Below are 23,784 nucleotides of genomic sequence, written 5' to 3'. Positions count from 1 at the left end.
CCCGCGTTAACGTTTCACACACCCGGGCTTGCAATTTTGATCTCGAACAAAGTGTTGATTTGCCCGGCGATTCTGACGGGCGCGAAGGACCGCTGCGCAATGAAGAACGGTCTTCAACGCACAGGTGGTCGCCACGAAGCCGGAGAAACCAGAATGAGCTTCAAGACCATCATGACGTCCGACGACCGCAACATCGTCACCGCGCTGCGCAAATCCCTTGCCGTGATCGAATTCGACATGAGCGGGACGGTCCTGACCGCCAACGAGGCGTTCTGCCAGGCCATGGGCTATGACCTCGCCGACATCAAAGGCAAGCACCATCGCATCTTTGTCGATCCGACCGAGGCCGCCTCCCCCGCCTATACGGCGTTCTGGAAACGGCTTGGCGATGGCAATTTCGAAAAGGCCCAGTACAAACGGATCGGCAAGGGTGGCAAGGAGGTCTGGATCGAGGCCACCTACAATCCGATCCTGCGGGGCGGAAAACCCTACAAGGTCGTCAAGTTCGCGACCGACATCACCGCCCAGAAGATCAAGGCCATGGAAGATGGCGGGAAGATGAACGCGCTCAACCGCGCCCAGGCCATCATCGAGTTTCGGCCCGATGGCAGCATCATCACGGCCAACGAGAACTTCCTGAACGCGCTCGGCTACACTGCGGCTGAAATCGCGGGAAAGCACCACCGCATGTTCTGCAACAGCACTTACACGCAGACCGCCGAGTACGAGCAATTCTGGAAGAAGCTGAGCTCGGGCGAATTCATATCCGACGAATTCCTGCGCATCGGCAAGGGTGGCCGCAAGGTCTACATCCAGGCAACCTACAATCCGATCTTCGACGCCGACGGCCGGGTGTTCAAGGTGGTCAAGTTCGCCACCGACGTGACCGCGCGCGTGAACAATGTCGAAACGCTCTCGGGCGGCCTCGAGCGCATGGCCGGAGGCGACCTGACCGTCCACATCGATGAACCCTTCCTGCAGGCGCTGGAGCCGCTCAGGGTGCATTTCAACAAGGCCAACCAGCAGCTTTGCGATGCCATGGAAGCCGTATCCGAGAACGCCCGGACCATTTCGGCCAATGCGGACGAAATCCGCTCGGCCGCGGATGATCTGGCCAAGCGGACGGAGCGCCAGGCCGCTTCGGTCGAAGAATCCGCCGCAGCGCTCGAGGAAATCACCGGCGCCATCACCTCTTCCAGCCAGCGAGCGGAAGAAGCCGGCCAACTGGTCGCCAAGACCAGGAAGGACGCCGAAATCTCGGGGGAAGTGGTCGAACGCGCCGTCATCGCCATGGCCGAGATCGAAAACTCCTCGAAGGCGATCACCAACATCATCAACGTGATCGACGAGATCGCCTTCCAGACCAACCTGCTCGCGCTCAATGCCGGCGTCGAGGCGGCGCGGGCGGGCGAAGCCGGTCGCGGCTTTGCCGTGGTCGCCCAGGAAGTGCGCGAACTCGCGCAGCGCACCGCCACCGCCGCCAAGGAGATCAAGGGCCTGATCACCGCGTCGGGCAACCAGGTCAAGAGCGGCGTGGGACTGGTCGACGAAACCGGCAAGGCGCTCGCCAACATCGTCGAGCAGGTCCAGTTGATCAACACCAATGTCGCGGCCATCGTCACCGGCGCGCGCGAACAGTCGACCGGGCTCGGCGAAATCAACACCGCCATCAACGCCATGGACCAGGGCACGCAACAAAATGCGGCGATGGTCGAGCAATCCACCGCCGCCAGCCACAGCCTGGCGCAACAGACCGATTCGCTGTTCAGGCTGGTCTCGCAGTTCAAGACCAACGGCAGTGGCCGCGCACCCGCACCCGCGCTCGTCGCAAGCTCGGCGCAGCACGCTCCGTCCGTTGCCCAGCGCAAGGCACCCCAGGCGCGCCCGCAAAGGGCCGCCGTTCAGGGCAATGCCGCCGTCGACATGTCTGACTGGGAAGAGTTCTGAGACCCGGCAGCGTCCGCCGGATGGCCTGAAGCGGCCGCCCCGGGCTCTCCCGACCTCGCTCATGAGAAGCCCCGCAGGCCATCGCGCCCGCGGGGCTTTCCGATGCGGACGGCGGACGGACGATCACCACCCGCAGGGCCCTGAGCCTCACCATGCCCCTTCCGGAAAGCACAGCACCCAGAAGCTGCCATAGCCGCCAAGCAAACCGTAAACCATAGTGCCGCAGAAACTTGACTTCCGACACCTAACCATCAGAAATCGCAGTATTTTAGCATTTCCCATTAACGTTTCCGACACCCGGTTCTGCGAGCTTCGATCCATATCGCGATCGTCTGTGCCAACGGGCACCGGAACGTGATTGCCGTTACCCGAAGGTTGGGCATGGGCTTTGCGGCATGAGGGAAAATGCGCGTCCTGACCGATCGCTGGAGCCGAAACCATGAACCTCAACTTTCTTCCCACGTCCGACGACGCCAACATCCTCAATGCGCTGCGAAAGTCGCTCGCCGTCATCGAGTTCGACATCCAGGGCAACATTCTCACCGCCACCGACAGCTTCTGTCACCTGGTCGGCTATTCGCTCGAGGAGATCAGGGGCAAGCATCACAGCATTTTCGTCGATCCGGATGAAGCCAGGACAAAGGCCTATTCCGATTTCTGGAAGAAGCTCGGCCGGGGCGAATTCGACCGGTCGCAATACAAGCGCATCGGCAAGAGCGGAAAGGAAATCTGGATCGAGGCGACCTACAATCCGGTGATGCGCAGGGGCAAGCCCTACAAGGTGGTGAAGTTTGCGACCGACGTCACCGCCCAGACGCGGAAGTCGGCGGAGGACCGCGGCAACATGGCCGCCGTTCACCGCGCACAGGCCGTCATCGAATTCGACCTGGACGGCAGCATCATCAAGGCAAACGAGAATTTCCTTCAGACCATGGGCTACAGCGCGGACGAGATTGTCGGCAAGCACCACCGGATGTTCTGCGAAGCGTCCTATGCGCAAAGCCGCGACTATCAGGATTTATGGAGGAAGCTCGGCTCCGGCGAGTTCGTCTCCGCCGAATGCCTGCGCATCGGCAAGGGCGGTCGCAAGGTGCATATCCAGGCCACCTACAATCCGATCTTCGATGTCAATGGCCGGGTCTTCAAGGTGGTCAAGTTCGCCACCGACGTGAGCGAGCGGGTCCAGAATGTCGAAGAGCTTTCGACCGGCCTCGAACTGATGGCCGACGGCGATCTCTCCATCCAGATCGGCACGTCGTTCCTGCCCGCACTGGAGCCGCTCAGGGTCAATTTCAACAAGGCCAACCGCCAGCTCTGCGACGCGATGGAGACCGTGTCCGAGAACGCGCGCACCATTTCGGCGAGCGCGGAGGAAATCCGCACGGCCGCGGACGATCTTGCCAAGCGGACGGAGAGCCAGGCGGCCTCGGTCGAGGAATCGGCGGCGGCGATCGAGCACATCACCGGCGCGATCGCATCTTCGAGCCAGCGCGCCGAGGAAGCGGGCCAACTGGTCGCCAAGACCAAAGGCGACGCGGAGAATTCGGGCGTGGTGGTCGAGCGCGCCGTGCAAGCCATGGCCGAGATCGAGACCTCCTCGAAATCCATCACCAGCATCATCAACGTCATCGACGAAATCGCCTTCCAGACCAACCTGCTCGCGCTCAATGCCGGGGTCGAGGCGGCGCGCGCGGGCGAAGCCGGCCGCGGATTTGCCGTGGTCGCGCAGGAAGTGCGGGAACTGGCGCAGCGCACCGCCACCGCCGCCAAGGAAATCAAGGGCCTGATCACCGCCTCGGGCGGCCAGGTCAGAAGCGGCGTGGCCCTGGTCGGCGAAACCGGACAGGCGCTCGCCAAAATCGTTGAGCAGGTGCAGATGATCAATGCCAATGTGCAGGCGATCGTCACCGGCTCGCGCGAACAGGCGACCGGAATCAACGAGATCAACACCGCGATCGGCGCCATGGACCAGGGCAACCAGCAGAATGCGGCGATGGTGGAACAGTCGACCGCCGCGAGCCACAACCTGGCCCAGGAGGCGGCTTCGCTGTTTTCGCTGCTGTCGCGGTTCAAGACCGGCAGCAGCACCGCCCGCACCGCCGACCGTTCCGCCGGGCACGCGGTCGCGGTCGCCAACGGCGCCGCACGCGCGCCCCGGCAGACGCCCCCTGCCCCCGTTCCGGCCCAGGCCCGCACACCGCAGCGCGCGGCCGTCCAGGGCAATGCCGCCGTCGACATGTCGGACTGGGAAGAGTTCTGATCCTCGTGCCGTCGGCACGGCATGTTCTGAAGAAAGAAGCCCGCGGAACACCGGTTCCGCGGGCTTCTTCATGAGCGAAACGGGGACGCGGCTCAGGCCTTCTTCTGCCAGCGCCGGTCGGGGGTCTGCTGCCAGTAGGTGAGCGTGTGGCCGCCGGACTTGAGCTCCTTCCACTGCCGCCGGGCGGCGTCGAGCTGGATCTGGTCATGGCCGTCGAACATCATCACCAGGCGCTCGACCCCGTCGAGATCGGGGATCTCGGCGCTGTCGGCCACGAAGCGCACGGTGGCGCCGTTGGCGGCCTCCGGCGCTTGCGTCAGAAGCACCGGCTGGCGCGTCGCATGCGGCCCCTGCGCCACGCCATGCGGCAGGAAACTGTCCTCGCGATAGGTCCACAGATGATTGTCGAGGGCGGAACAGCGCTCCTCGCTGCCCAGATGCACCGACACGCGCCAGCCGCGCTCGAGGCTCTTCTCGAGCAACGGCGGCAACGCGTCCTCGAGCCGCGATTCCGTCAGGTGGTAGAACAGGACCTCGGCCACCGGAGCTAGCCTTCGTAGTTGGCGCGCACCAGCTCGTCGAGCAGCCGGACACCGTAACCGGAGGCCCAGGACTGGTTGATGTCGGTCGAGGGCGAGCCCATGGCGGTGCCGGCGATGTCGAGATGCGCCCAGGGGGTCGTATCCTTGACGAAGCGCTTGAGGAACTGCGCGGCGGTGATCGAGCCGGCATAGCGGCCGCCGGTGTTCTTCATGTCGGCGAACTTGGAATCGATCATCTTGTCGTAATCGGCGCTGAGCGGCAGCCGCCAGACCCGCTCCTCGGTCACCTCCCCCGCCCTTGTCAGGGCCTGGGAAAGCTCGTCATTGTTGGAGAACAGGCCGGCATGGTGCTGGCCGAGCGCGACCATGACCGCGCCGGTCAGCGTCGCCAGGTTGATCATGATCGCCGGATCGAACTTTTCCTGGCAATAGGTGAGCGCGTCGCACAGCACCAGCCGGCCTTCGGCGTCGGTGTTGATGACCTCGATTGTCTGGCCCGACATCGAGCGGACGATGTCGCCGGGCCGCTGGGCGGCGCCGTCGGGCATGTTTTCAACGAGCCCGATGATGCCCACGGCATTGACCTTGGCCTTGCGCGCGGCGAGCACATGCATGAGCCCGGTGACCGCGGCGGCGCCGCCCATGTCGCCCTTCATGTCTTCCATGCCGGCGGCGGGCTTGATCGAGATGCCGCCGGTGTCGAACACCACGCCCTTGCCGACGAAGGCCACCGGCTTGTCCTTGGCCTTGGCGCCCTGCCAGCGCATCACCGCGAGCCGCGGCGGCCTGACCGAACCGAGCGAGACGCCGAGCAGCGCCTCCATCCTGAGCTTCTTCATTTCCTTCTCGGTCAGGATCTCGACGGTCACGCCCAGCGCCTCGAGTTCCTTGGCACGGGCCGCGAACTCCACCGGGCCGAGCACATTGGCGGGCTCGTTGACGAGGTTGCGCGCCAGCGTCACCCCCTCCGCCACGGCCTGACGGGACGCGAAGGCCTTCTTGCAGCCGGCCGCGTCGGCATGCTGGATCACCACCTCGAGGCTGCGCGGCTCCTTCTCGTCATCGTCGCCCTTCTTGGTCTTGTAGGCGTCGAAGCTGTAGGAGCGCAGCAACAGCCCGAGCGCGATGTCGGCCACCGCCTCGACCGACGGCACGTCACCCTCGCCCAGAAGCACGGTGAGCTTCCTTGCCTTGCCGGAAAGCGCGAAGACCTTGCCGCCGATGCGCAGCCAGTCATGGGCCGAAAGCTTGGCGGGGTCGCCGGTTCCCACCAGCGCAATCCGGTCGGCCGGCGCGTCGGCCGGCGCCACCACGTCGAGGGTCGAGAACGCCTTGCCGGCAAATTCGCCGACCCGGGCCGCCTTTTCGAGACGCCCGCCGGGATCCACAGTCTTTGCCGCCTCCGAAACCGGTGCGGCTGCCGAACCCATGGCGACAACCAGTCCTCCTGAGACTTTCACGGATTTGGAAAAACTGATTTCAATGCTGATCGACATGACGGCTCCACTGGATTGGCATGGTTTTCTGTGCCGCCGATGTTCTCGTTTTCGCGGCGGAAGGCAAGCGCCCATATGCGTTTGGTGACGAGAAAGGGCGATCTGCCCGACCCGAAACGGGTCACCCGCGGCACATCGCGCGGACAGGCCCGTGTGCGGCAACCCTTGCGCGGCGGGCACTATGGCATTTGCGGGACAGGCTCGCAAGAATCGGTTAACCGCGTTTGTTTGCCACAGATTATCCAATTTGTGTTTTAGTAAGCTCCGTGCATGCTGCCCGTGTTCCAAGAGCACCCACCGCATCACGCAAGCCCCGGCGTGATCCGCCAGTTGCCCCCGGAAAGGCGCAATGAAGCAAATCGAACGTTACATCCTGCGCCGCATGTGCCTGTTGTCGTTCTGGTCGCTGACCTCGGTCACGCTGCTGGTGATGACCACGCAGGTGCTGATCCGCGTCGACGTTCTGACCACCACCGGGCAGGCGCTCGGCGCCTTCATGATGCTCGCGGCCACGCTGATCCCCTCGGTGCTGGCGATCGTCACGCCCTTTGCGGTGCTGATCGGCGTGAGCCAGGTGCTGTCGGGCATGAATGCCGACAGCGAGCTCGTGGTGGTGGAAGCCGCTGGCGTCACGCCCGCCACCGTGCTCAAGCCGGTGATGGTCCTGTCGGTGGTCGGCTCGATCATGGTGCTGCTGCTGAGCCATTTCGTCGAACCGTGGTCGAACCGCAAGCTCTACGACGTGCTCGCGCAGGCGCAATCCGACCTGTTTTCGGTCGCGGTGCGCTCGGGCACCTTCATGCAGCTCGAGGACGGGCTCTATGTGCAGGTCAACGAGAAGCTGCCCGGCGGTGAACTCGGCGGCATCTTCCTCGCCGATTCCCGCACCGAGGGCAACGAGACCATCTATTACGCCCGCAGCGGCGTGATCCGGACCTCCGGCGACAAGCGCATTCTCTACCTGGTCGATGGAGAACTGCAGCAGCGCAACCTCACCAACAACCAGATCTCGGTCGTCACCTTCACCTCCTATGCGCTCGACATGGCTGCCTTCGTGCCCGCCGGCCAGGCGGCCGTGCGACGGCCCAAGGAGCGCGAGACCTCCTATCTGCTCGCCCCGGACGCCGACGACTACTACGTCAAGAACGCGCCCTTCATCATCAAGCAGGAGCTGACGGAGCGGTTTTCCACCTGGCTCTATCCGCTCTCCTTCGGCCTGGTCTCCTTCGTCTTTCTCGGCAAGGCGCGCTCCAACCGCAACGAGCAGTTCCAGAACATCGCCATCGTCGCGGCGATCACCATCAGCGCGCGCGGCTTCGGATTCTACAGCGCCGACGAGGCGGGCTCCAGCAAACTGCTCGAATACCTGACCTACGGCATCCCGCTGACGATGATCGTGGTGTTCGGCTATCTTGCCCTGACCGGCAAGGCGCTGACGATTCCGCGCGGCTGGGCGCGGGTCAATGCCCGGCTGTTCGATCTCGTCGCCGCCCAGTTCCAGCGCCGGCGGGGCGACAATGATGCCGCACCGGACGGTCCGCCGGCATGAGCTTCCTGGTCCAGACGCTTTCGCGCTATTTTTTCCGGCGCTACATGGTGACCTTCGCCTCCTACTGCCTGGCGATCCTGTTCCTGATCTTTCTGGTGGATTTCAACGAATCCGGCCGGCGGCTGTCGGTGTCGGAGGACTACACGGTTGCGCTCGGACTGCTGATCTCGCTGCTGCGGGTGCCGACCGTTCTGCAGGCGCTGATTCCCTTCGTGGTGCTGATCGCCTCGATCGCCACGCTTCTGCAGCTCAATCGCAAATACGAGCTCGTGGTCACCCGCGCGGCTGGCGTGTCGGCCTGGCAGTTCCTGGCGCCGCTGATCGCCGCCAACCTGCTGATCGGCGCGCTGTCGATCACCGCGCTCAACACCTTCGCCGCCTATGCGCTGCAGACGGCCGAAAGCATCGTTGTCGAGCGCAATCTGGGCTCTCGGCAGACGGATTCGGGCGCGCCGTGGCTGCGGCAGCGGACCGCCGAGGGCGATACCGTGCTCGGCGCCCGGGCGACCTCGGACGGCGGCACGCGGCTGTCGGACGCGACCTTCTTCCTGTTCGACAAGGACCAGCGGATCCGCGAACGGCTGGAGGCCGAGAGCGCGGTCCTGGGCGACGGCGTGTGGGAGCTGACCGGGGTCAAGCGGATCCGCCGCTCGGAGCCGGTCGAGAGCCTCGATTCGGCCACGGTTCCGACCAATCTGAAGGCTGAATTCGTTGGCGAATCACTGACTTCCGCCGAGACCGTTCCGTTTTTCGAGCTTGGTGGGAAAATTGCCACAGCGAAGTCTTTTGGGCTTCCGGCGACCAGTTACGAGATGCAATTCCACCGTTTGCTGGCCCAGCCGGCGCTTTTGGCGGCGATGACGCTGATCGCGGCCATGGTTTCGCTCAAATTTGTTCGCTTTGGCCAATCTTTGACGGCCATTCTGGGTGGCATCCTCGCGGGCTTCGTGCTTTATGTCGTATCCGAATTGATCCAGGCATTTGCGAATGCCGGGACCATTCCGCCTGTGGTCGCGGCCTGGCTTCCGGTCGTGGTCGCATCGGCGTTGGGGACGACAGTGCTTCTCCACAAGGAGGATGGGTAGTTGGCAGGTGTGCGCCGGTCGAGAGTTTATGCGTTGGCTAGCGTCTTGAGCGCTGGCGCGGCAATGTGCGCGATGTTGGTCTTTGCAACCCCGCAGGCCGCCGCGCAGATCGCGGTGCCGAGCGACGTGAGCGTGCCCGAGGGCGCGAAGATGCTGCTGGCGGCCGACGAACTGACCTACAACAACGACACCGGCGTCGTGGTCGCCACCGGCGGCGTGCAGATCGATTACGGCAATTACAAGCTCGTCGCCGACCGCGTCGAATACGACCAGACCAGCGGCCGCGTCAAAGCCAGCGGCTCGGTGGAGATGCTCGAGCCCACCGGCAACCGCATCTATGCCGACGACCTCGATGTCACCGACACGTTCTCCGACGGCTTCCTCAACGCGCTCAGGATCGAGACCACCGACAACACCCGCCTCGCCGCCGAAAGCGCCGAGCGCAGCAGCGCCACGATGACGACCTTCAACAACGGCGTCTACACGGCCTGCGAGCCTTGCGCGAAAAATCCCGAGAAGGCGCCGTTCTGGCAGGTCAAGGCCAAGCGCGTGATCCAGAACGGCGAGACCAAGACGATCCGGATGGAACAGGCGACCTTCGAGCTGTTCGGCATGCCGATCGCCTACCTGCCCTATCTCGAGGTTCCCGATTCCACCGCGAAGCGCAAATCAGGCTTCCTGACGCCGAGCTACAGTTCGTCCGACACGCTCGGCCACAGCGTCAAGGTGCCCTACTACCTCGTCATTTCGCCCTATATGGACGCCACCTTCTCCGCGACCGGCTACACCAAGCAGGGCTTTCTCGGCGAAGCCGAGTTCCGGCGCAATTTCGCCAATGGCGAAGTGACCCTGCGGATGGCCGGCATCTCCCAGAGCGACCCGAGAGAATTCAAGGCAGGCACGGCCGACGCGCTCGCAACCCGGCGCGGCATGATCGGCTCGACCGGCCGCTTCCGGATCAATCCGCGCTGGGTCTTCGGCTGGAACGCCATGATCCAGTCCGACAACAATTTCTCGCGGACCTACGGCATCGAAGGCTACGGCGCGAGCACGGTCAAGTCCGAGGTCTATCTGTCGGGAACCTCCAACCGCAGCCTGTTCGACCTGCGTGCCTACCGGTTCGATATCCAGACCGCCAACGGATCCAAGATCGCCGAGCGCCAGCAGGCCGAGGTTCACCCCTCGCTCGACTATCGCCGCACCTTCAGCGAACCGGTGGCCGGCGGTGAACTGACATTCGGCATGAACGGCTATGCGCTGTCGCGCAAGGCCGACGATATCGGCAAGCGAATACTTGCCGGAGATGATCTGTCATACCCGGATCGGTACAAGGGTTTTGCCGGCTCGAATTCCCGGCTGAGCGCCGAACTCGAATGGAAGCGCACCTTCACCGCGATGAACGGCCTGCGAGTGACCCCGATCCTGGCGGCACGCGGCGACGTCAATTCGGTCGATGTCGACACCGCTCCCACCGACTACAACGGCACCTTCGCCGGAAACGGCACCCATGCCCGCGGCATGGTCACCGCCGGCCTGGAGACGAGCTACCCGGTGCTGGTGACGGGCGCCGGCTCGACCCACGTGTTCGAACCGGTGGCGCAGGTGTTCGTGCGCCCCGACGAGCAGTTGGCGGGCGGCATTCCCAACGAGGACGCGCAAAGCTTCGTGTTCGACGCGACCTCGCTGTTCGAGCGTGACAAGTTCAGCGGCTACGACCGCGCCGAAGGCGGCGTGCGCGCCAATGTCGGACTGCGCTATACCGGCCGTTTCGACAGCGGCTTCACCACCCAGGCGGTGTTCGGCCAGAGCTACCATCTCGCCGGCCTCAACTCCTTCGCCACCCCGGACCTGTCGCAGGCGACGCGCCATTCCGGGCTCGAAGAGGACGTCTCCGACGTGGTCGGCATGGTGGGCGGTGCCTACAAGGGCTTCTCCCTCGCCACCTCCGCGCGCTTCGACAAGGACGATTTCCGGCTGGAGCGCTCCGATGTGCGCGCCGGGCTCAATCTCGGCCGGGTGACGACCTCGATGACCTACAGCGAGATCAAGGCGCCGCGGCCCAATACATTTTCCGAGCTCGACCGCCGCGAGGTCACCGGGCGGGCCACCGTGAAGCTGCATGAATACTGGAGCGTGGCGGGATCGGCGAGCTATGACCTCGAAGACGAGAAGTTCAATCGCAGCGCGTTTGCCCTGCTCTACGAAGACGATTGCTTCGCCTTCTCCCTGGCCTACGAGCACACCCGCGACGATTACGATGTCAATGCCCGGGACTGGAAGGTCGGCGCCCGCCTGAGTTTCCGCACGCTTGCCGGGTTCGAACAGGGAGACGTCTCCAGCCCGCTGCTCAAGCCCAGCTTCTGACACACGGCCCGTCAAGGCGCCGCCAGCCCGGTGGTGCCTCTATTTCGCCGTATCGGGCTGGCATTTACGGACGGCTTCGGATTTGAGAAACTGGCGACATCGCCTTCACCTGAACCAGAGGATCTGGACGCATGCATTTTCCCGCGATCTTTCGCTTCACCGGTTTGCTGATCGTTGCGGCCCTCGCTTTTGCGCCGGCGCCGTTTTCGGCGCAGCCCGCCCAGGCCGCGAGCGAAATCAAGATCGTGGTCAACAACCAGGCCATCACCAGCGTCGATATCGCCCGCCGTGTCGCCTTCCTCAGGCTGCAGCGCGCCGGTGGTGACCTGAACACGAAGGCCCGCGACCAGCTGGTCGAGGAAGCGATCAAGGGCCAGGAAGCCGCCCGCGTGCGCCTGCTTGCCTCCGATGGCGAGGTCGAGGCCGCCTTCGAGCGGTTCGCCCGCTCCAACAATCTCTCCACCAGCCAGCTCACCCAGATCCTCAACCAGGCCGGCGTGACCCCGAAGCACTTCAAGCGCTACATCCAGGTGCAGATGAGCTGGGGCCGGGTTGCGCAGGCGCTGGGCGGACGCGGCGGCAGCGGCATGTCGACCCAGGACCTGGTCTCGAAGATGCTCGAACGCGGCCAGGACAAGCCCACCACCACCGAATACATTCTCCAGCAGGTGATCTTCGTGGTGCCCGCCAACAAGCGGTCGAACGCCACGCTCAACGCCCGCAAGCGCGAGGCCGACCAGCTGCGCGGACGCTATCAGGGCTGCGACAACGCCGCGTCGGTGATCGGCGGCCTGCGCGACGTGACGCTGCGCCAGCTCGGCCGCATCATGCAGCCGCAATTGCCGGCAGAATGGAAGTCGCTGATCGAGAAGACCAAGGCCGGCTCGGCGACCCCCGCCCGGATCACCGAGCGCGGCGTCGAGTTCATCGTCATCTGCTCGGCCAAGACGGTCTCCGACGACAAGGCCGCCGAGATGGTGTTCCGCTCCGAGAACGACAGTGCCGGCGAATCCGAAGCCGCCAAGAAGCACCTCGAGGAGCTTCGCCGGCGCGCCGTCATTGCCAACAAATAGGATGTCCTCCGACATGAGCGGGAACGGCCGCGCCCTGGCCCTGAGCATGGGCGATCCCGCCGGGATCGGGCCGGACCTCGCCCTCTGGGCCTGGAGCCATCGCGTCCGGCTCGACCTGCCCGCCTTCTTCGTGATCGGCGACATGCAGATGCTCGCCGAGCGCGCGGCCCTGCTCGGCCTCGACGTGGCGCTCACGGAGACGGCGCCCGAAGCGGCCGCCGCCCGCTTCGCCACCGCCCTGCCCGTCGTCCCGGTTCCGCTCGCCGCCCCGGCCCGCCCCGGCGCCCCCGATCCCGCCAATGCCAGTGCCATCATCGAGGCGATCCGGCTTGCGGTGGAGTTTACGCTTGGCGGGCGCGCCCGCGCGGTGGTGACCAATCCGATCGCCAAATCGGTGCTTTATGCTTCCGGTTTCGGCTTTCCCGGCCATACCGAATATCTCGCCCATCTGGCGGGCGAGGCCGCCGGCACGCCGAACGAACCGCCGCTGCCGGTGATGCTGCTTGCCGGGCCCGAACTCCGGGTGGCGCCGGTGACGATCCACATTCCGCTCAGCACCGTGCCCAAGGTGCTCACCACCGAGGCGATCGTTGAGACCGGCCGGATCATGGCGCGTGACCTCATCAGCCGTTTCGGCCTTGCCGCCCCGCGCATCGCGGTCTCCGGCCTCAATCCGCATGCGGGCGAGGACGGCGCGCTCGGTTCGGAAGACGCGGCCATCGTCGCGCCTGCGGTTGCGGCGTTGCGGGCGGAGGGTATCGATGCCTTCGGCCCGCTGCCCGCCGACACCATGTTCCATGCCGAGGCGCGCGCCGGCTACGATGCGGCGATCTGCATGTATCACGACCAGGCACTGATCCCGGCAAAAACGCTCGGGTTCCACGATTCGGTCAACGCCACGCTGGGGCTGCCCTTCATCCGCACCTCGCCCGACCACGGCACCGCCTTCGCGCTTGCCGGCAAGGGGGAAGCGCGGGCCGACAGCCTGGTGGCGGCGCTGAAGCTCGCCGACCGGATGGCGCAGACCGAAGCGGCCAGCCGCGCGAGCGCCGCCTGATGGCCCTGCCCCCCGCCGACGATCTGCCGCCGCTGCGCGCCGTGGTCGAGGCGCACGGGCTCGCGCCGCGCAAGGCGCTCGGGCAGAACTTCCTGTTCGACCTGAACCTGACCGCCAAGATCGCCCGCTCCGCCGGTCCGCTCGACGGCTTCACCGTGTTCGAGATCGGCCCCGGCCCAGGCGGGCTCACGCGGGCGCTGCTGGCGCAGGGGGCGGAACGCGTGATCGCCGTCGAACGTGATCCGCGCTGCCTGCCGATCCTTTCGGAGATTTCGGCGCGCTATCCCGGCCGGCTCGAGGTGGTCGAGGGCGACGCACTCGAAACCGATCTTGCCGCACGCGCCCGGGGCACGCCCGCCAAGATCGTCGCCAACCTGCCCTACAATGTCGGCACCCAGCTTCTGATCAACTGGCTCACGGCAAACCCGGACGCCCCGTTCTGGACCTCGATGACGCTGATGTTCCAGAAGGAAGTGGGCCAACGCATCGTCGCCGCCCCGGGATCGAACCATTACGGCCGGCTCGGCGTGCTGGCCGGCTGGCTCACCCGCAGCGAGATCCTGTTCGACGTGCCGCCGCAGGCCTTTACGCCGCCGCCCAAGGTCACCTCCAGCGTGGTGCAGCTCACGCCGCTTGCCGAGCGGCTCGCCTGCGATCTCGACCGCCTCGAACGCGTGACCCACGCTGCCTTCGGCCAGCGCCGCAAGATGCTGCGCCAGAGCCTCAAGCCGCTCGGCGGGGAAGCCCTGCTCGATCGCGTCGGGATCGATCCCACCCGCCGCGCCGAGACGCTGAGCGTCGCCGAATTCTGCGCGCTGGCGCAGGCGCTGTAGCGCGCCCGAGGCGGGTCTGCCCCGCCACGCTTCAGGGCTTGGTCCGCTGAAATTTGCGACAGTCTGCCGGGAATCCGCATAGGAAATCGCGCCAGACCCGGTTAGTCTCGACGCCGGCAAAAGGAGTGCGCGACAGATGTTCAGCCTTGACGAAATCGAAGCCGCCACGGCGCTTGTGCACCGGCACATGCCGGCGACACCGCAATACAGCTGGCCGCTGATCAACCGCGAACTCGGCGTCGAGACCTTCGTCAAGCACGAGAACCACACGCCGACCGGCGCCTTCAAGGTGCGCGGCGGCATCACCTTCATCGACTGGCTCAGGCGGGAGCGCCCGGCGATCCGCGGCATCTGCACAGCCACCCGCGGCAATCACGGCCAGAGCCAGGCGCGGGCGGCCACCGCCGCGGGCCTTGCGGCGAAGATCTATGTGCCCGAAGGCAATTCGGCAGAAAAGAACGCGGCGATGCGCGCTTTTGGCGCCGAGGTGATCGTGTTCGGCCAGGATTTCGACGAGGCGCGGGTCGAGGCGATGCGGGTGGCCGAGGCGGAAGGCCTGGCCGTCGTGCCGCCGTTCCACCGCGAACTGGTGCGCGGTGTGGCAAGCTATGCCTTTGAGCTCTTCTCCGCAGTCCAGAACCTCGACACCGTCTATGTGCCGATCGGCTGCGGCTCCGGGATCTGCGGCGTGATCTCCGTGCGCGATGCGCTGGGCCTCAAGACCAGGGTCGTCGGCGTGGTTTCGACAGAGGCCCAGGCCGCAAAACTCTCGGTCGAGGCCGGGCGGCTGGTCGAGACCGGGAGCGCGCGCACCTTCGCCGACGGCATGGCCGTGCGGGTGCCGGTCCGGGAAGCTTTCGAGATCTATGCGGCCGGCGCGGAACGGATCGTCGCCGTCAGCGACGCCGAGGTGGCGGAGGCAATCCGCATCTATTTCCGCTCTTCGCACAATTTGGCCGAAGGTGCGGGTGCAGCACCGCTGGCGGCGCTCCTTCAGGAAAAGGAACGGATGCAGGGCAAGCGCGTGGGCGTGATCCTGTGCGGCGGCAATATCGACACCGACAAGTTCGTGACGGTCCTGCAGGGCGGCACCCCGGCGCCCTGAAGGCGGAGGCGTCCCGCACCGGTCGCGCGCGGACTGCCGCATCAGCCGGAACACCGGGCCCGCCGCACAGACGTGGCGCGCCAGCGAGCGCACACGCCTCGCCTCAAGGCTGAAGCATCACCCGGTAGTGCCAAGACGGCAGGGCCGCGTTAGCCGTCGAGCAGGCCCTGGACGAAATCGAACAGGCCGGGGCGGCGGTCGCGGCGCAGGCGTTCGGCCTGAACGATGGCGCGCACGGCGGAGAAGGCGCGGTCGAGATCGTCATTGACGACGACGTAATCATATTCGCGCCAGTGCTCGATTTCCGAGCGGGCATTGGCGAGGCGCTGTTCGATCACCTCGTCGGAATCTTCGGCGCGGCGGTGCAGGCGCGCGCGCAGTTCCTCCATCGACGGCGGCAGGATGAAGATCGAGACCACGTCGGCGCTCATCTTTTCCTGCAGCTGCTGCGCGCCCTGCCAGTCGATGTCGAACAGCATGTCGCGCCCTTCGGCCATCGCCACTTCGGCGGCCTCGCGCGGCGTGCCGTAGAAATTGCCGTGCACCTCGGCCCATTCCAGCAGCGATTCGGAATCGCGCATGCGCTCGAATTCCTTCTGCGTCTTGAAATGGTAGTGCACGCCCCCGATCTCGCTGCCGCGGCGCGGGCGGGTGGTCACGCTCACCGACAGGCTGAGCCCGTCGTCATGTTCTAGCAGGTTTCGGGCGATGGTGGACTTGCCGGCGCCCGAGGGTGAGGAGATCACCAGCATGAGGCCGCGCCGCTTGATGCGGGACGAGGGAAGATGGGCGGGCGGCTGACTCATCGCTACTCCAGATTTTGAACTTGCTCGCGAAACTGGTCTATCAGGACCTTCAAATCAAGACCTATTGCGGTGACCGACGCGGCATTCGATTTCGAGCATATGGTATTGGTTTCGCGATTGAATTCCTGCGCGAGGAAATCCAGCCTGCGGCCCGCGCCGCCCTCGCCCGCAAGCAGCGACCGGGCGGCCGCGACATGGGCCTTGAGGCGGTCGATTTCCTCTCTCAGGTCGGCCTTGGTGGCAAGCAGCGCCGCCTCCATGTGCAGCCGGTCGCGGTCGAGCCCGGCGCCGGTGTCCATCAGCGCCGCCACCTGCTGGGCCAGCCGCGCGCGGATCGCCTCCGGCGAGCGCGACGGATCGGCCTCGACCTTGAGCGTAAGCCGCTCGATCTCGTTCACCTGCCGGCCAAGCACCGCGGCAAGGGCTGCGCCCTCGGCCTGCCGCATCGCCTTGAGCCCTTCGACGGCGGCGAGAAACCCGCCCAGCACCGCGCGGTCGCGCCCCTCGCGGTCGGTCTCGCTCAGTTCGGGATCGCGGAATTCGAGCACGCCCTTGATGTTCAGCAGACCGTCGAGCGCCGGCTTGCGCGCATCGACGCGGTCCGCCAGCCGGGCGACGAGATCGATCACCGCCTCGAGCGCCGCCTCGTTGACCACCGCCTCCACCGCCGAGGCCACGGCGCTGACCGACAAAGACACCTGGATATTGCCGCGGGCGAAGGCGGCTGCCGCGGCCTTGCGCACCGGCTGCTCCAGCGCCTCGAAGCCCTGCGGCAGCCGCAGCCGCACGTCGAGATTCTTGCCGTTGACCGAGCGGAGTTCCCAGACAAACCGGCAGCCCTGCACCTCGCCCTCATGGCGCGCGAACCCCGTCATCGACTGAACAGCCATGCCACCCCCTTGTGGTGTCCCGCGCATGCCAAGATGGCGCGCCCGACGGGACCCTTTGCGTTCTTCAGCCGGCCAAGCGGCCGGCCGGTCTTGCCACGGCGCGGGTCTTGTGTCCCGCGCCTCCCCCGGTCAGTTGTCCGTCGCAGGCTTTTCGCTGGCTGCGGCCGCTTCCGCGGCGGCCTTTGCCTCGGCTTCGCGGGCCGCCTTCTGCTGCTCGGCCTCGAGCCTGCGCCAGCGGGCGACATTGGTATTGTGGTCGTCGAGCGTTTCGGCGAAGGCGTGCCCGCCGGTGCCGTCGGCGACGAAGTAGAGATCCTTGGTGCGCGACGGATTGGCCACCGCCTCCATCGCCTCGCGGCCGGGATTGGCGATCGGCGTCGGCGGAAGCCCGTTGATGATATAGGTGTTGTAGGGCGTCGCCTTGTCCACGTCGGACTTGTAGATCGGCCGGTCGGCCGGCTTTCCGGCGCCGCCGAACAGGCCGTAGATGATGGTCGGGTCGGATTGCAGGCGCATGCCGCGATTGAGCCGGTTGATAAAGACGCCGGCCACGCGCGGCCGCTCGTCGGCGCGGGCGGTCTCCTTCTCGACGATCGAGGCGAGAATGACCAGCTCCTCGGGCGTTTCCAGCGGCAGGTCGGGGTCGCGCCGTTGCCAGATGCCGGCGAGCGCCCGGGTCTGCGCCTTGATCATCTGTTCGAGGATTTCGGCGCGGGTGGTGCCGCGCGAGAACTTGTAGGTTTCCGGCAGCAGCGCGCCTTCGGCGGGCATTTCCTCGGGCAGGTCGCCTTCGAGCATCGGATCGGCGCGCAGGCGGGCGAACACCTGTTCCACGGTCTGGCCTTCGGGCACGGTGAAGGAATGCAGGATCGACTTGCCCGACTGCATCAGGTCGACGATGTCGCGCATCGAGGCATGCGCCTTGATCTCGTATTCGCCGGCCTTGAGCGTGTCTTCGCCCAGCATGCTCTTGGCGCCGAGCGAGAAGATGCGCTGGTTGGCGATGATGCCCTGGCGTTCGAGCCCGGCCGCGATCTGGTTGAGACCGGCACCCTCGCGCACCATGAAATCGGTGGTCTGGTCGAGCGGGCCCGGGCCTTCGAACTCGGTCTTGCCGTACCAGAACACGCCGATGCCGATGATGGCGACGAAGATGACCAGGGACAAGAGGAAGTTCAGGAACACCACGACCTGGCTGCGCGCGCGGCGCGAGCGCTTGGGCGGCTGCGGCGGCTTTTCGGGTTTCAATGCCTGGGAGGGAGAGACCGGCACGATCGGGCCGGAAGAGCCGGCCTTCTTGTCGCCTGCGCGGCCGAAGAATCCCTTGTTTTCAGTATCGCGGTCGGTCACGAGGTCAATCTCCGCTCGAATTGAAACAGGGCAGAACCCTGAACTGTGTCTTTACCGCTCAATGTGGCGAAATGCCGGTTTTGGACAAGGTGCAGGCGCCGGTATCGCGCCGGCGCCCTATTCCGCAAACCGCTTGAGAACCAGCGAGGCGTTGGTGCCGCCGAAGCCGAAGGAATTGGACAGGGCCACGTCGATCTGCCGCTTGCGCGCGGCCTTGGGCACCAGGTCGATCTTGGTCTCGACGTCGGGATTGTCGAGATTGAGGGTTGGCGGGGCGACATTGTCGCGGATCGCCAGCGCTGCGAACACCGCTTCCATCGCCCCGGCGGCGCCGAGCAGATGGCCGATGGCCGATTTGGTCGAGGACATCGAAATCCCCGACGCGGCCTCGCCCACCAGCCGTTCGACCGCGCCGAGCTCGATCGTGTCGGCCATGGTCGAGGTGCCGTGGGCATTGATGTAATCGACGTCGGCGGGGGTGAGGCCCGCGCGCTTGAGCGCCATCTGCATGCAGCGATAGGCGCCGTCGCCGTCCTCGGCGGGGGCGGTGATGTGATAGGCGTCGCCCGACAGGCCGTACCCCACCACTTCGGCGATGATGTTGGCGCCACGCGCTTTCGCATGCTCGAGCTCTTCGAGCACGACGGTGGCCGCCCCCTCGCCCATGACGAACCCGTCGCGGTCACGGTCATAGGGGCGCGAAGCCTTTTCGGGCGTGTCGTTGAAGGCGGTCGAGAGCGCCTTGCAGGCGGCAAAGCCCGCGAGGCCGATGCGGCAGATCGCGGCTTCCGCGCCGCCAGCCACCATCACATCGGCATCGCCGAGCGCGATCAGCCGGGCGGCATCGCCGATCGCGTGCGCGCCGGTCGAGCAGGCGGTGACGACCGCGTGGTTGGGGCCGCGCAAGCCGTGGCGAATCGACACCTGGCCCGAGACCAGGTTGATCAGGCGTCCCGGAATGAAGAAGGGAGAGACCCGCCGCGGGCCCTTGTCGCGCAGCGTGTAGCCCGCTTCGACGATGCCTTCGAGGCCGCCCACGCCGGAACCGATCATCACGCCGGTGGCGATCTGGTCCTCGCGGCTTTCGGGGTGCCAGCCGGCATCTTTCAGCGCCATGTCGGCGGCTGCCACGCCGAACAGGATGAATTTGTCGATCTTGCGCTGTTCCTTGGGCTCCATCCAGTCATCGGGATTGAAGCTGCCTTCCAGCGAGGGATCGGTGGGGACGGAACAGGCAATCTGGGCGGCGATGTCGCTGACGTCGAATGCCGTGACGCGCGAAGCCGCGTTGTGGCCGGCTATCAGCCGGGTCCACGTGATCTCGGTGCCGCAGCCGAGCGGAGAAACCACACCTGTTCCGGTAATGACGACTCTTCGCATCGTCCTAATCCCCAGTCATACCAGAAAAGCAACGAACCGGCGCAGGTGCTGCGCCGGTCCTGAAGGCAGCGAAGAGGCCGCCCGTCGTCTCACATCCACTCAGGCCTGGGCCTTGGTGATGAACTTGACCGCGTCGCCGACGGTCAGGATGGTGTCGGCCGCGTCATCGGGGATCTCGACGCCGAATTCTTCTTCGAATGCCATCACCAGTTCGACGGTGTCGAGCGAGTCCGCACCAAGATCATCAATGAAGCTTGCGCCTTCGTTCACCTTCTCAGCGTCAACGCCCAGATGTTCGATGACGATTTTTTTTACGCGGTCTGCGATGTCGCTCATGTCGGTTTCCTCGACCTGTTTCAAATTGGTGTTGCGCTTCGTTACCTGCGCAAGCATGGGTAATCAAGCTCGTAACGCTTTTTTATGCGCTGGCCCCGGTTCCGTCAAAGCCGAAGCTGTGGATTTCAGCAGTTTTTCCCGGCCCGAAGCCGATGCGCATCACGCATCCGGCGCGGGCGAAGTACCACGGTTTGGCAATCGGGCAAAGCCGGAAAATGCGCCGCAGCGGCGAATTGCCCACCCTGCCCGGCCCCGCCTCAAACCATCAGCATGCCGCCGTTGACATGGATGGTCTGGCCGGTGACATAGGCGGCTTCGTCGCAGGCAAGCCAGGTGACCGCCGAGGCGATTTCCGCGCCCGAGCCCATGCGGCGCATCGGAATCGCGCCCATGATCGTCTCTTTCTGCTTGTCGTTGAGCTTTTCGGTCATGGCACTTTCGACAAAGCCCGGGGCGACGCAGTTGACGGTGACGTTGCGCGGGGCGATCTCCTGGGCGAGGCTCTTGGAAAAGCCGATCATCCCGGCCTTGGCGGCGCAATAGTTCGCCTGCCCCGGGTTGCCGGCCACGCCGACCACGGAGGTGATGTTGATGATGCGGCCGTGGCGGCGCTTCATCATCGGATGGGCGAGTTCACGGGTGAGGCGGAACACGGCGGTCAGGTTGACCTCCATCACCTTGTCCCAGGCCTCGTCGCTCATGCGCACGAACAGCCCGTCCTGGGTGATTCCGGCATTGTTGACGAGGATGTCGACGCCCTCGAGATCGGCTTCGGCCTTCTTGCCGAGCGCGGAGACCGCCTCGCGGTCGGACAGGTCGGCGGGCAGCATCAGCACCCGCTCGCCCAGATCGGCGGCCAGCGCCTCAAGCCGCTCGACGCGGGTTCCGTGGATGCCGACGGTCGCGCCGCGGGCATGGAGCTGGCGCGCGATCGCCTCGCCGATTCCGCCGGTTGCGCCGGTCACCAGGGCCTTGCGGCCGGTCAGGTCGAACATGGGAAGTCCTTTCGGGGTCGTTTTCGGTTCCGCCTGCTTGGAGGCCAGGATGGTATCTGCGGTTCAGCCGGTCTGGCCGGAGATTGCGGCCAGAAACGGGTCGATGTCGGCGGCGCCGGCCACGTTCAGGCCGGTCACGGTCCGGTCGATGCGGCGGGCCAACCCCGTGAGCACCTTGCCCGAGCCGATTTCGGCGAGCGTCGTCACTCCGTTTGCGGCAAACCATTCGACCGTCTCGCGCCAGCGCACCTGGCCGGTCACCTGCTCGACCAGCAGGCCGACGATCTCGTCGGGATCGGTGACGGGCGCTGCGCGCACATTGGCGACGAGCGGGACGACCGGGGCCGAGCGGGCGACGCCGGCGAGCGCTTCGCGCATGGCCTCGGCCGCGGGCTGCATCAGCGAGGAATGGAACGGCGCGGAGACCGGCAGCATCAGCGCGCGCTTGGCGCCCTTGCCGGTGGCGGCCGCTGCCGCCGCCTCGACGGCGGGCTTGAGCCCGGAAATCACCAGCTGGCCCCCGCCATTGTCATTGGCGACCTGCACCGGGCCGAGTGCGCGGCCCTCTTCGCAGGCGGCTTCGACATCGCCGGCTTCGAGACCGATGATCGCGGCCATCGCGCCCTCGCCCGCAGGAACCGCGGCCTGCATGGCGTTGCCGCGAATCCTGAGCAACCGCGCGGTGTCGGCGATCGAGAACATGCCTGCGGCACACAGCGCGGAATATTCGCCGAGCGAGTGGCCGGCCACGTAGCTCGCGGTCTTTTTCAGGTCGAGCCCGCGCGCTTCGAGCACCCGGACCAGCGCCATCGACACCGCCATCAGCGCCGGCTGGGCGTTCGCCGTCAGCGTCAGCGTCTCTTCCGGACCTTCGAAGATCACCGCTGAGAGCTTTTCGCCGAGCGCCTCGTCAACCTCGTCGAAGACGGCCCGGGCTTCGGCAAAGGCCTCCGCCAGATCCTTGCCCATGCCGACTGCCTGGCTGCCCTGTCCCGGGAAAGTGAATGCTGTGGCCATGTCGCGCGCTCCGATCCTGTCGTGTCGTTTGCCGCTTCAATTCACATTCGCGCGGCGTGTGTCAAGGTTCGACCCCGCCAGCCCCCCCTGTCCCGGTTCCGCCGGGCCGGTACTGCGACTGCCAATATTTTTGCGCTCCGGGCATGCTGGAGCCTTGAATTCGCCATGGCTTGCGATCACATCTTCGCCGTCGCGCTCGACTCCCGCAGCGCTCCATTGGAAACACCACGATGTCGCACACCGCGTCGCACGCCGCCCCGCTTGCTTCCTCCGCCCCGACCAAGACCAAGATTGCCGCATTTCTTACCGCCATCGGCGCCATTGTGCTGATCGGCACGGAAATCTGGCTCGGCACCGCCGCCGCGGTCTGGGCACTTGATGGCGTCTTCGGCCTTGGCACCACCGGCGACATCGTCTTGCTGGCCCTGTTCGTGCCGGCGGCGCTGTGGGCCACCTGGATGATCACCAAGCTTGCGATCGCTGCCGAACTGAATCCCGAAAACGCGGATTGACCGGATCGGGGACCCCGGAGCATAGGCGCCGGGCGCAGCCAAGTACGATGCCGGCCCAGAACCGCCCCGGGCCCGGGACCGGGCCGGTGCCGCGCCGCTCGCGTGCCGGTCGGGGCCGATCCTCTACCGGCACTGCCGCGCGTCGCTCATGTGATTTGCCCGGGCATGGCCCCGGCAGGCGAAGGAAACACGGATGCTGTCCAATGTGCTGATGCTTGCAGCCGGGCTTGTGCTGCTGACCGCCGGTGCGGAATTCCTGGTGCGCGGCGCGGTCTCGCTCGCCAACCGGCTCGGCATGCCGCCGCTGCTGATCGGGCTCACGGTGGTGGGGTTCGGCACCTCGCTGCCGGAGCTTCTGGTCTCGCTCCAGGCCGCGCTCGACAATGCGCCGGCAATTGCGGTGGGCAATGTGGTGGGCTCCAACACCGCCAACATCCTGTTGATTCTCGGCCTCGCCGCGGCGATCTCGCCGATCAATGCGCGCATTCGCAATCTGGGGCGCGATCTCGTCATGATGCTGGTTGCCGCCGTGGTGATGCTGGGTCTGGGCTTCTGGGGCGTGATCGACCTCAAATTCGGCGTGGTGATGGTCGCGGCGCTGCTGGGCTACCTGGTCTTCGTGACCCTCACCGACCGCAACCGCGCGGACGCGGATGACGAAACCACCGCGATCCATGTCGGCGGCCTGTGGGAAGCGGTCTATATCGTGGGCGGCCTTGGCGGCCTGTTCTTCGGCGCGGAACTGCTGATCGACGCGGCCATCGCCATCGCCCAGGGCTTTGGTATTTCCGAGGCGGTGATCGGGCTCACCATCGTCGCCGTCGGCACCAGCCTGCCGGAACTGGCGACCTCGGTGGTCGCCGCCTTCCGCCGCCACGCCGATGTGGCGCTCGGCAATGTGGTGGGCTCCAACATCTTCAATATCCTGGGCATTCTCGGCGTGACCGCGATCGTCACGCCGGTGCCGGTCGACCCGTCGATCGCCACCTTCGACATCCCGTTCATGCTCGCCGTCTCGGTGGCGCTCAGCGCCTTGATCATGCTGGCCGGGCGGATCGGCCGCGGCGCGGGGATTGCAATGCTTGCCGTCTATGGCGGTTACGTCGCCTGGCTTCTGTAAGACGGCGCAGCGCACCGGTCAGTCCTGCGGGCCACGCGTGCCGCAGCTTGCGCGCGAGGCTCCCATG

General features: G+C 65.9%; 20 protein-coding genes. 11 read left to right on the top strand and 9 right to left on the bottom strand.

What is annotated here, in order from left to right:
• The first annotated feature begins 153 nt into the window (after nt 1-153).
• Together AWJ14_RS20645 and AWJ14_RS20640 are read left to right on the top strand one after the other, a co-directional pair.
• The gene (locus tag AWJ14_RS20645) at nt 154-1,947 is read left to right on the top strand and encodes a methyl-accepting chemotaxis protein (RefSeq protein WP_066184059.1); all 1,794 of its coding nucleotides are present in this window, start codon (nt 154-156) and stop codon (nt 1,945-1,947) included.
• A 439-nt stretch (nt 1,948-2,386) separates the two neighbouring features.
• The gene (locus tag AWJ14_RS20640) at nt 2,387-4,207 is read left to right on the top strand and encodes a methyl-accepting chemotaxis protein (RefSeq protein WP_066184056.1); all 1,821 of its coding nucleotides are present in this window, start codon (nt 2,387-2,389) and stop codon (nt 4,205-4,207) included.
• A 92-nt stretch (nt 4,208-4,299) separates the two neighbouring features.
• On the opposite strand, the gene AWJ14_RS20635 is transcribed toward AWJ14_RS20640, so the two are convergent.
• Nucleotides 4,300-4,749, bottom strand: a complete 450-nt coding sequence (locus AWJ14_RS20635; RefSeq protein WP_066184053.1) for a DNA polymerase III subunit chi — start codon at nt 4,747-4,749, stop codon at nt 4,300-4,302.
• 5 nt (nt 4,750-4,754) lie between these two features.
• Entirely contained in the window at nt 4,755-6,245 is a 1,491-nt protein-coding gene (locus AWJ14_RS20630; RefSeq protein ID WP_066184050.1) for a leucyl aminopeptidase, read from the bottom strand.
• A gap of 349 nt (nt 6,246-6,594) precedes the next feature.
• Between AWJ14_RS20630 and AWJ14_RS20625 the strand changes: the two genes are divergently transcribed.
• The 7 genes from AWJ14_RS20625 (at nt 6,595) to AWJ14_RS20595 (ending at nt 15,311) form a co-directional block, all read left to right on the top strand.
• Complete coding sequence (locus AWJ14_RS20625; RefSeq protein ID WP_066184047.1) at nt 6,595-7,794, top strand: LptF/LptG family permease; 1,200 nt, start codon at nt 6,595-6,597, stop codon at nt 7,792-7,794.
• A complete protein-coding gene (gene lptG / locus AWJ14_RS20620) occupies nt 7,791-8,879 on the top strand; it encodes an LPS export ABC transporter permease LptG (RefSeq protein WP_066184044.1) in 1,089 nt (362 codons plus the stop codon). The genes AWJ14_RS20625 and lptG overlap by 4 nt, the downstream gene beginning before the upstream one ends.
• A 63-nt stretch (nt 8,880-8,942) precedes the next feature.
• Nucleotides 8,943-11,243 (top strand): LPS-assembly protein LptD, encoded by a 2,301-nt coding sequence (locus AWJ14_RS20615; RefSeq protein WP_083220400.1) that lies wholly within the window; start codon nt 8,943-8,945, stop codon nt 11,241-11,243.
• 131 nt (nt 11,244-11,374) lie between these two features.
• Nucleotides 11,375-12,316, top strand: coding sequence for a SurA N-terminal domain-containing protein (locus AWJ14_RS20610; protein WP_066184038.1), 942 nt, complete (start codon nt 11,375-11,377; stop codon nt 12,314-12,316).
• A 13-nt stretch (nt 12,317-12,329) separates the two neighbouring features.
• On the top strand, nt 12,330-13,373 hold the full coding sequence (gene pdxA / locus AWJ14_RS20605; protein WP_066184195.1) for a 4-hydroxythreonine-4-phosphate dehydrogenase PdxA: 1,044 nt from the start codon (nt 12,330-12,332) through the stop codon (nt 13,371-13,373).
• Nucleotides 13,373-14,206 (top strand): 16S rRNA (adenine(1518)-N(6)/adenine(1519)-N(6))-dimethyltransferase RsmA, encoded by an 834-nt coding sequence (gene rsmA, locus AWJ14_RS20600; RefSeq protein ID WP_066184035.1) that lies wholly within the window; start codon nt 13,373-13,375, stop codon nt 14,204-14,206. Before pdxA ends, rsmA begins: the two co-directional genes overlap by 1 nt.
• 136 nt (nt 14,207-14,342) lie before the next feature.
• Nucleotides 14,343-15,311 (top strand): threonine dehydratase, encoded by a 969-nt coding sequence (locus AWJ14_RS20595; protein WP_066184032.1) that lies wholly within the window; start codon nt 14,343-14,345, stop codon nt 15,309-15,311.
• A 149-nt stretch (nt 15,312-15,460) separates the two neighbouring features.
• Here the strand turns inward: AWJ14_RS20595 and gmk are convergent, their stop codons facing one another.
• The 7 genes from gmk to fabD form a co-directional block, all read right to left on the bottom strand.
• Entirely contained in the window at nt 15,461-16,117 is a 657-nt protein-coding gene (gmk, locus tag AWJ14_RS20590) for a guanylate kinase (RefSeq protein ID WP_066184029.1), read from the bottom strand.
• A 2-nt stretch (nt 16,118-16,119) separates the two neighbouring features.
• Complete coding sequence (locus AWJ14_RS20585; protein ID WP_066184027.1) at nt 16,120-17,007, bottom strand: YicC/YloC family endoribonuclease; 888 nt, start codon at nt 17,005-17,007, stop codon at nt 16,120-16,122.
• A 129-nt stretch (nt 17,008-17,136) separates the two neighbouring features.
• On the bottom strand, nt 17,137-18,357 hold the full coding sequence (gene mltG, locus AWJ14_RS20580; protein WP_066184023.1) for an endolytic transglycosylase MltG: 1,221 nt from the start codon (nt 18,355-18,357) through the stop codon (nt 17,137-17,139).
• 117 nt (nt 18,358-18,474) lie between these two features.
• Nucleotides 18,475-19,737 (bottom strand): beta-ketoacyl-ACP synthase II, encoded by a 1,263-nt coding sequence (gene fabF, locus AWJ14_RS20575; RefSeq protein ID WP_066184020.1) that lies wholly within the window; start codon nt 19,735-19,737, stop codon nt 18,475-18,477.
• 99 nt (nt 19,738-19,836) lie between these two features.
• Nucleotides 19,837-20,073: an acyl carrier protein gene (locus AWJ14_RS20570; RefSeq protein ID WP_047032512.1), complete on the bottom strand. Its 237-nt coding sequence runs from the start codon at nt 20,071-20,073 to the stop codon at nt 19,837-19,839.
• Between the two features lie 257 nt (nt 20,074-20,330).
• The gene (fabG, locus tag AWJ14_RS20565) at nt 20,331-21,068 is read right to left on the bottom strand and encodes a 3-oxoacyl-[acyl-carrier-protein] reductase (protein WP_066184018.1); all 738 of its coding nucleotides are present in this window, start codon (nt 21,066-21,068) and stop codon (nt 20,331-20,333) included.
• A gap of 63 nt (nt 21,069-21,131) precedes the next feature.
• A complete protein-coding gene (gene fabD / locus AWJ14_RS20560; protein WP_066184015.1) occupies nt 21,132-22,085 on the bottom strand; it encodes an ACP S-malonyltransferase in 954 nt (317 codons plus the stop codon).
• A gap of 230 nt (nt 22,086-22,315) precedes the next feature.
• Between fabD and AWJ14_RS20555 the strand changes: the two genes are divergently transcribed.
• Together AWJ14_RS20555 and AWJ14_RS20550 are read left to right on the top strand one after the other, a co-directional pair.
• A complete protein-coding gene (locus AWJ14_RS20555; RefSeq protein ID WP_066184012.1) occupies nt 22,316-22,597 on the top strand; it encodes a hypothetical protein in 282 nt (93 codons plus the stop codon).
• Between the two features lie 193 nt (nt 22,598-22,790).
• Complete coding sequence (locus AWJ14_RS20550; protein ID WP_066184009.1) at nt 22,791-23,717, top strand: calcium/sodium antiporter; 927 nt, start codon at nt 22,791-22,793, stop codon at nt 23,715-23,717.
• Nucleotides 23,718-23,784: the final 67 nt, after the last annotated feature.

The sequence above is a fragment of the Parahoeflea olei genome (genome assembly GCF_001703635.1).
GTDB classification, from domain to species: domain Bacteria; phylum Pseudomonadota; class Alphaproteobacteria; order Rhizobiales; family Rhizobiaceae; genus Hoeflea; species Hoeflea olei.
This window is presented reverse-complemented; position numbering and strand designations above follow the sequence as displayed.

What these genes read in the sequence shown, in the direction of transcription:
- AWJ14_RS20610 (WP_066184038.1), top strand. Translation starts at nt 11,375, where the DNA reads ATGCATTTTCCCGCGATCTTTCGCTTCACCGGTTTGCTGATCGTTGCG.
- AWJ14_RS20630 (WP_066184050.1), bottom strand. Translation starts at nt 6,245, where the DNA reads ATGTCGATCAGCATTGAAATCAGTTTTTCCAAATCCGTGAAAGTCTCA.
- AWJ14_RS20550 (WP_066184009.1), top strand. Translation starts at nt 22,791, where the DNA reads ATGCTGTCCAATGTGCTGATGCTTGCAGCCGGGCTTGTGCTGCTGACC.
- AWJ14_RS20625 (WP_066184047.1), top strand. Translation starts at nt 6,595, where the DNA reads ATGAAGCAAATCGAACGTTACATCCTGCGCCGCATGTGCCTGTTGTCG.
- gmk (WP_066184029.1), bottom strand. Translation starts at nt 16,117, where the DNA reads ATGAGTCAGCCGCCCGCCCATCTTCCCTCGTCCCGCATCAAGCGGCGC.
- fabG (WP_066184018.1), bottom strand. Translation starts at nt 21,068, where the DNA reads ATGTTCGACCTGACCGGCCGCAAGGCCCTGGTGACCGGCGCAACCGGC.
- rsmA (WP_066184035.1), top strand. Translation starts at nt 13,373, where the DNA reads ATGGCCCTGCCCCCCGCCGACGATCTGCCGCCGCTGCGCGCCGTGGTC.
- AWJ14_RS20615 (WP_083220400.1), top strand. Translation starts at nt 8,943, where the DNA reads ATGTGCGCGATGTTGGTCTTTGCAACCCCGCAGGCCGCCGCGCAGATC.
- fabD (WP_066184015.1), bottom strand. Translation starts at nt 22,085, where the DNA reads ATGGCCACAGCATTCACTTTCCCGGGACAGGGCAGCCAGGCAGTCGGC.
- AWJ14_RS20570 (WP_047032512.1), bottom strand. Translation starts at nt 20,073, where the DNA reads ATGAGCGACATCGCAGACCGCGTAAAAAAAATCGTCATCGAACATCTG.
- AWJ14_RS20585 (WP_066184027.1), bottom strand. Translation starts at nt 17,007, where the DNA reads ATGGCTGTTCAGTCGATGACGGGGTTCGCGCGCCATGAGGGCGAGGTG.
- AWJ14_RS20640 (WP_066184056.1), top strand. Translation starts at nt 2,387, where the DNA reads ATGAACCTCAACTTTCTTCCCACGTCCGACGACGCCAACATCCTCAAT.
- pdxA (WP_066184195.1), top strand. Translation starts at nt 12,330, where the DNA reads ATGAGCGGGAACGGCCGCGCCCTGGCCCTGAGCATGGGCGATCCCGCC.
- AWJ14_RS20595 (WP_066184032.1), top strand. Translation starts at nt 14,343, where the DNA reads ATGTTCAGCCTTGACGAAATCGAAGCCGCCACGGCGCTTGTGCACCGG.
- lptG (WP_066184044.1), top strand. Translation starts at nt 7,791, where the DNA reads ATGAGCTTCCTGGTCCAGACGCTTTCGCGCTATTTTTTCCGGCGCTAC.
- AWJ14_RS20555 (WP_066184012.1), top strand. Translation starts at nt 22,316, where the DNA reads ATGTCGCACACCGCGTCGCACGCCGCCCCGCTTGCTTCCTCCGCCCCG.
- fabF (WP_066184020.1), bottom strand. Translation starts at nt 19,737, where the DNA reads ATGCGAAGAGTCGTCATTACCGGAACAGGTGTGGTTTCTCCGCTCGGC.
- AWJ14_RS20645 (WP_066184059.1), top strand. Translation starts at nt 154, where the DNA reads ATGAGCTTCAAGACCATCATGACGTCCGACGACCGCAACATCGTCACC.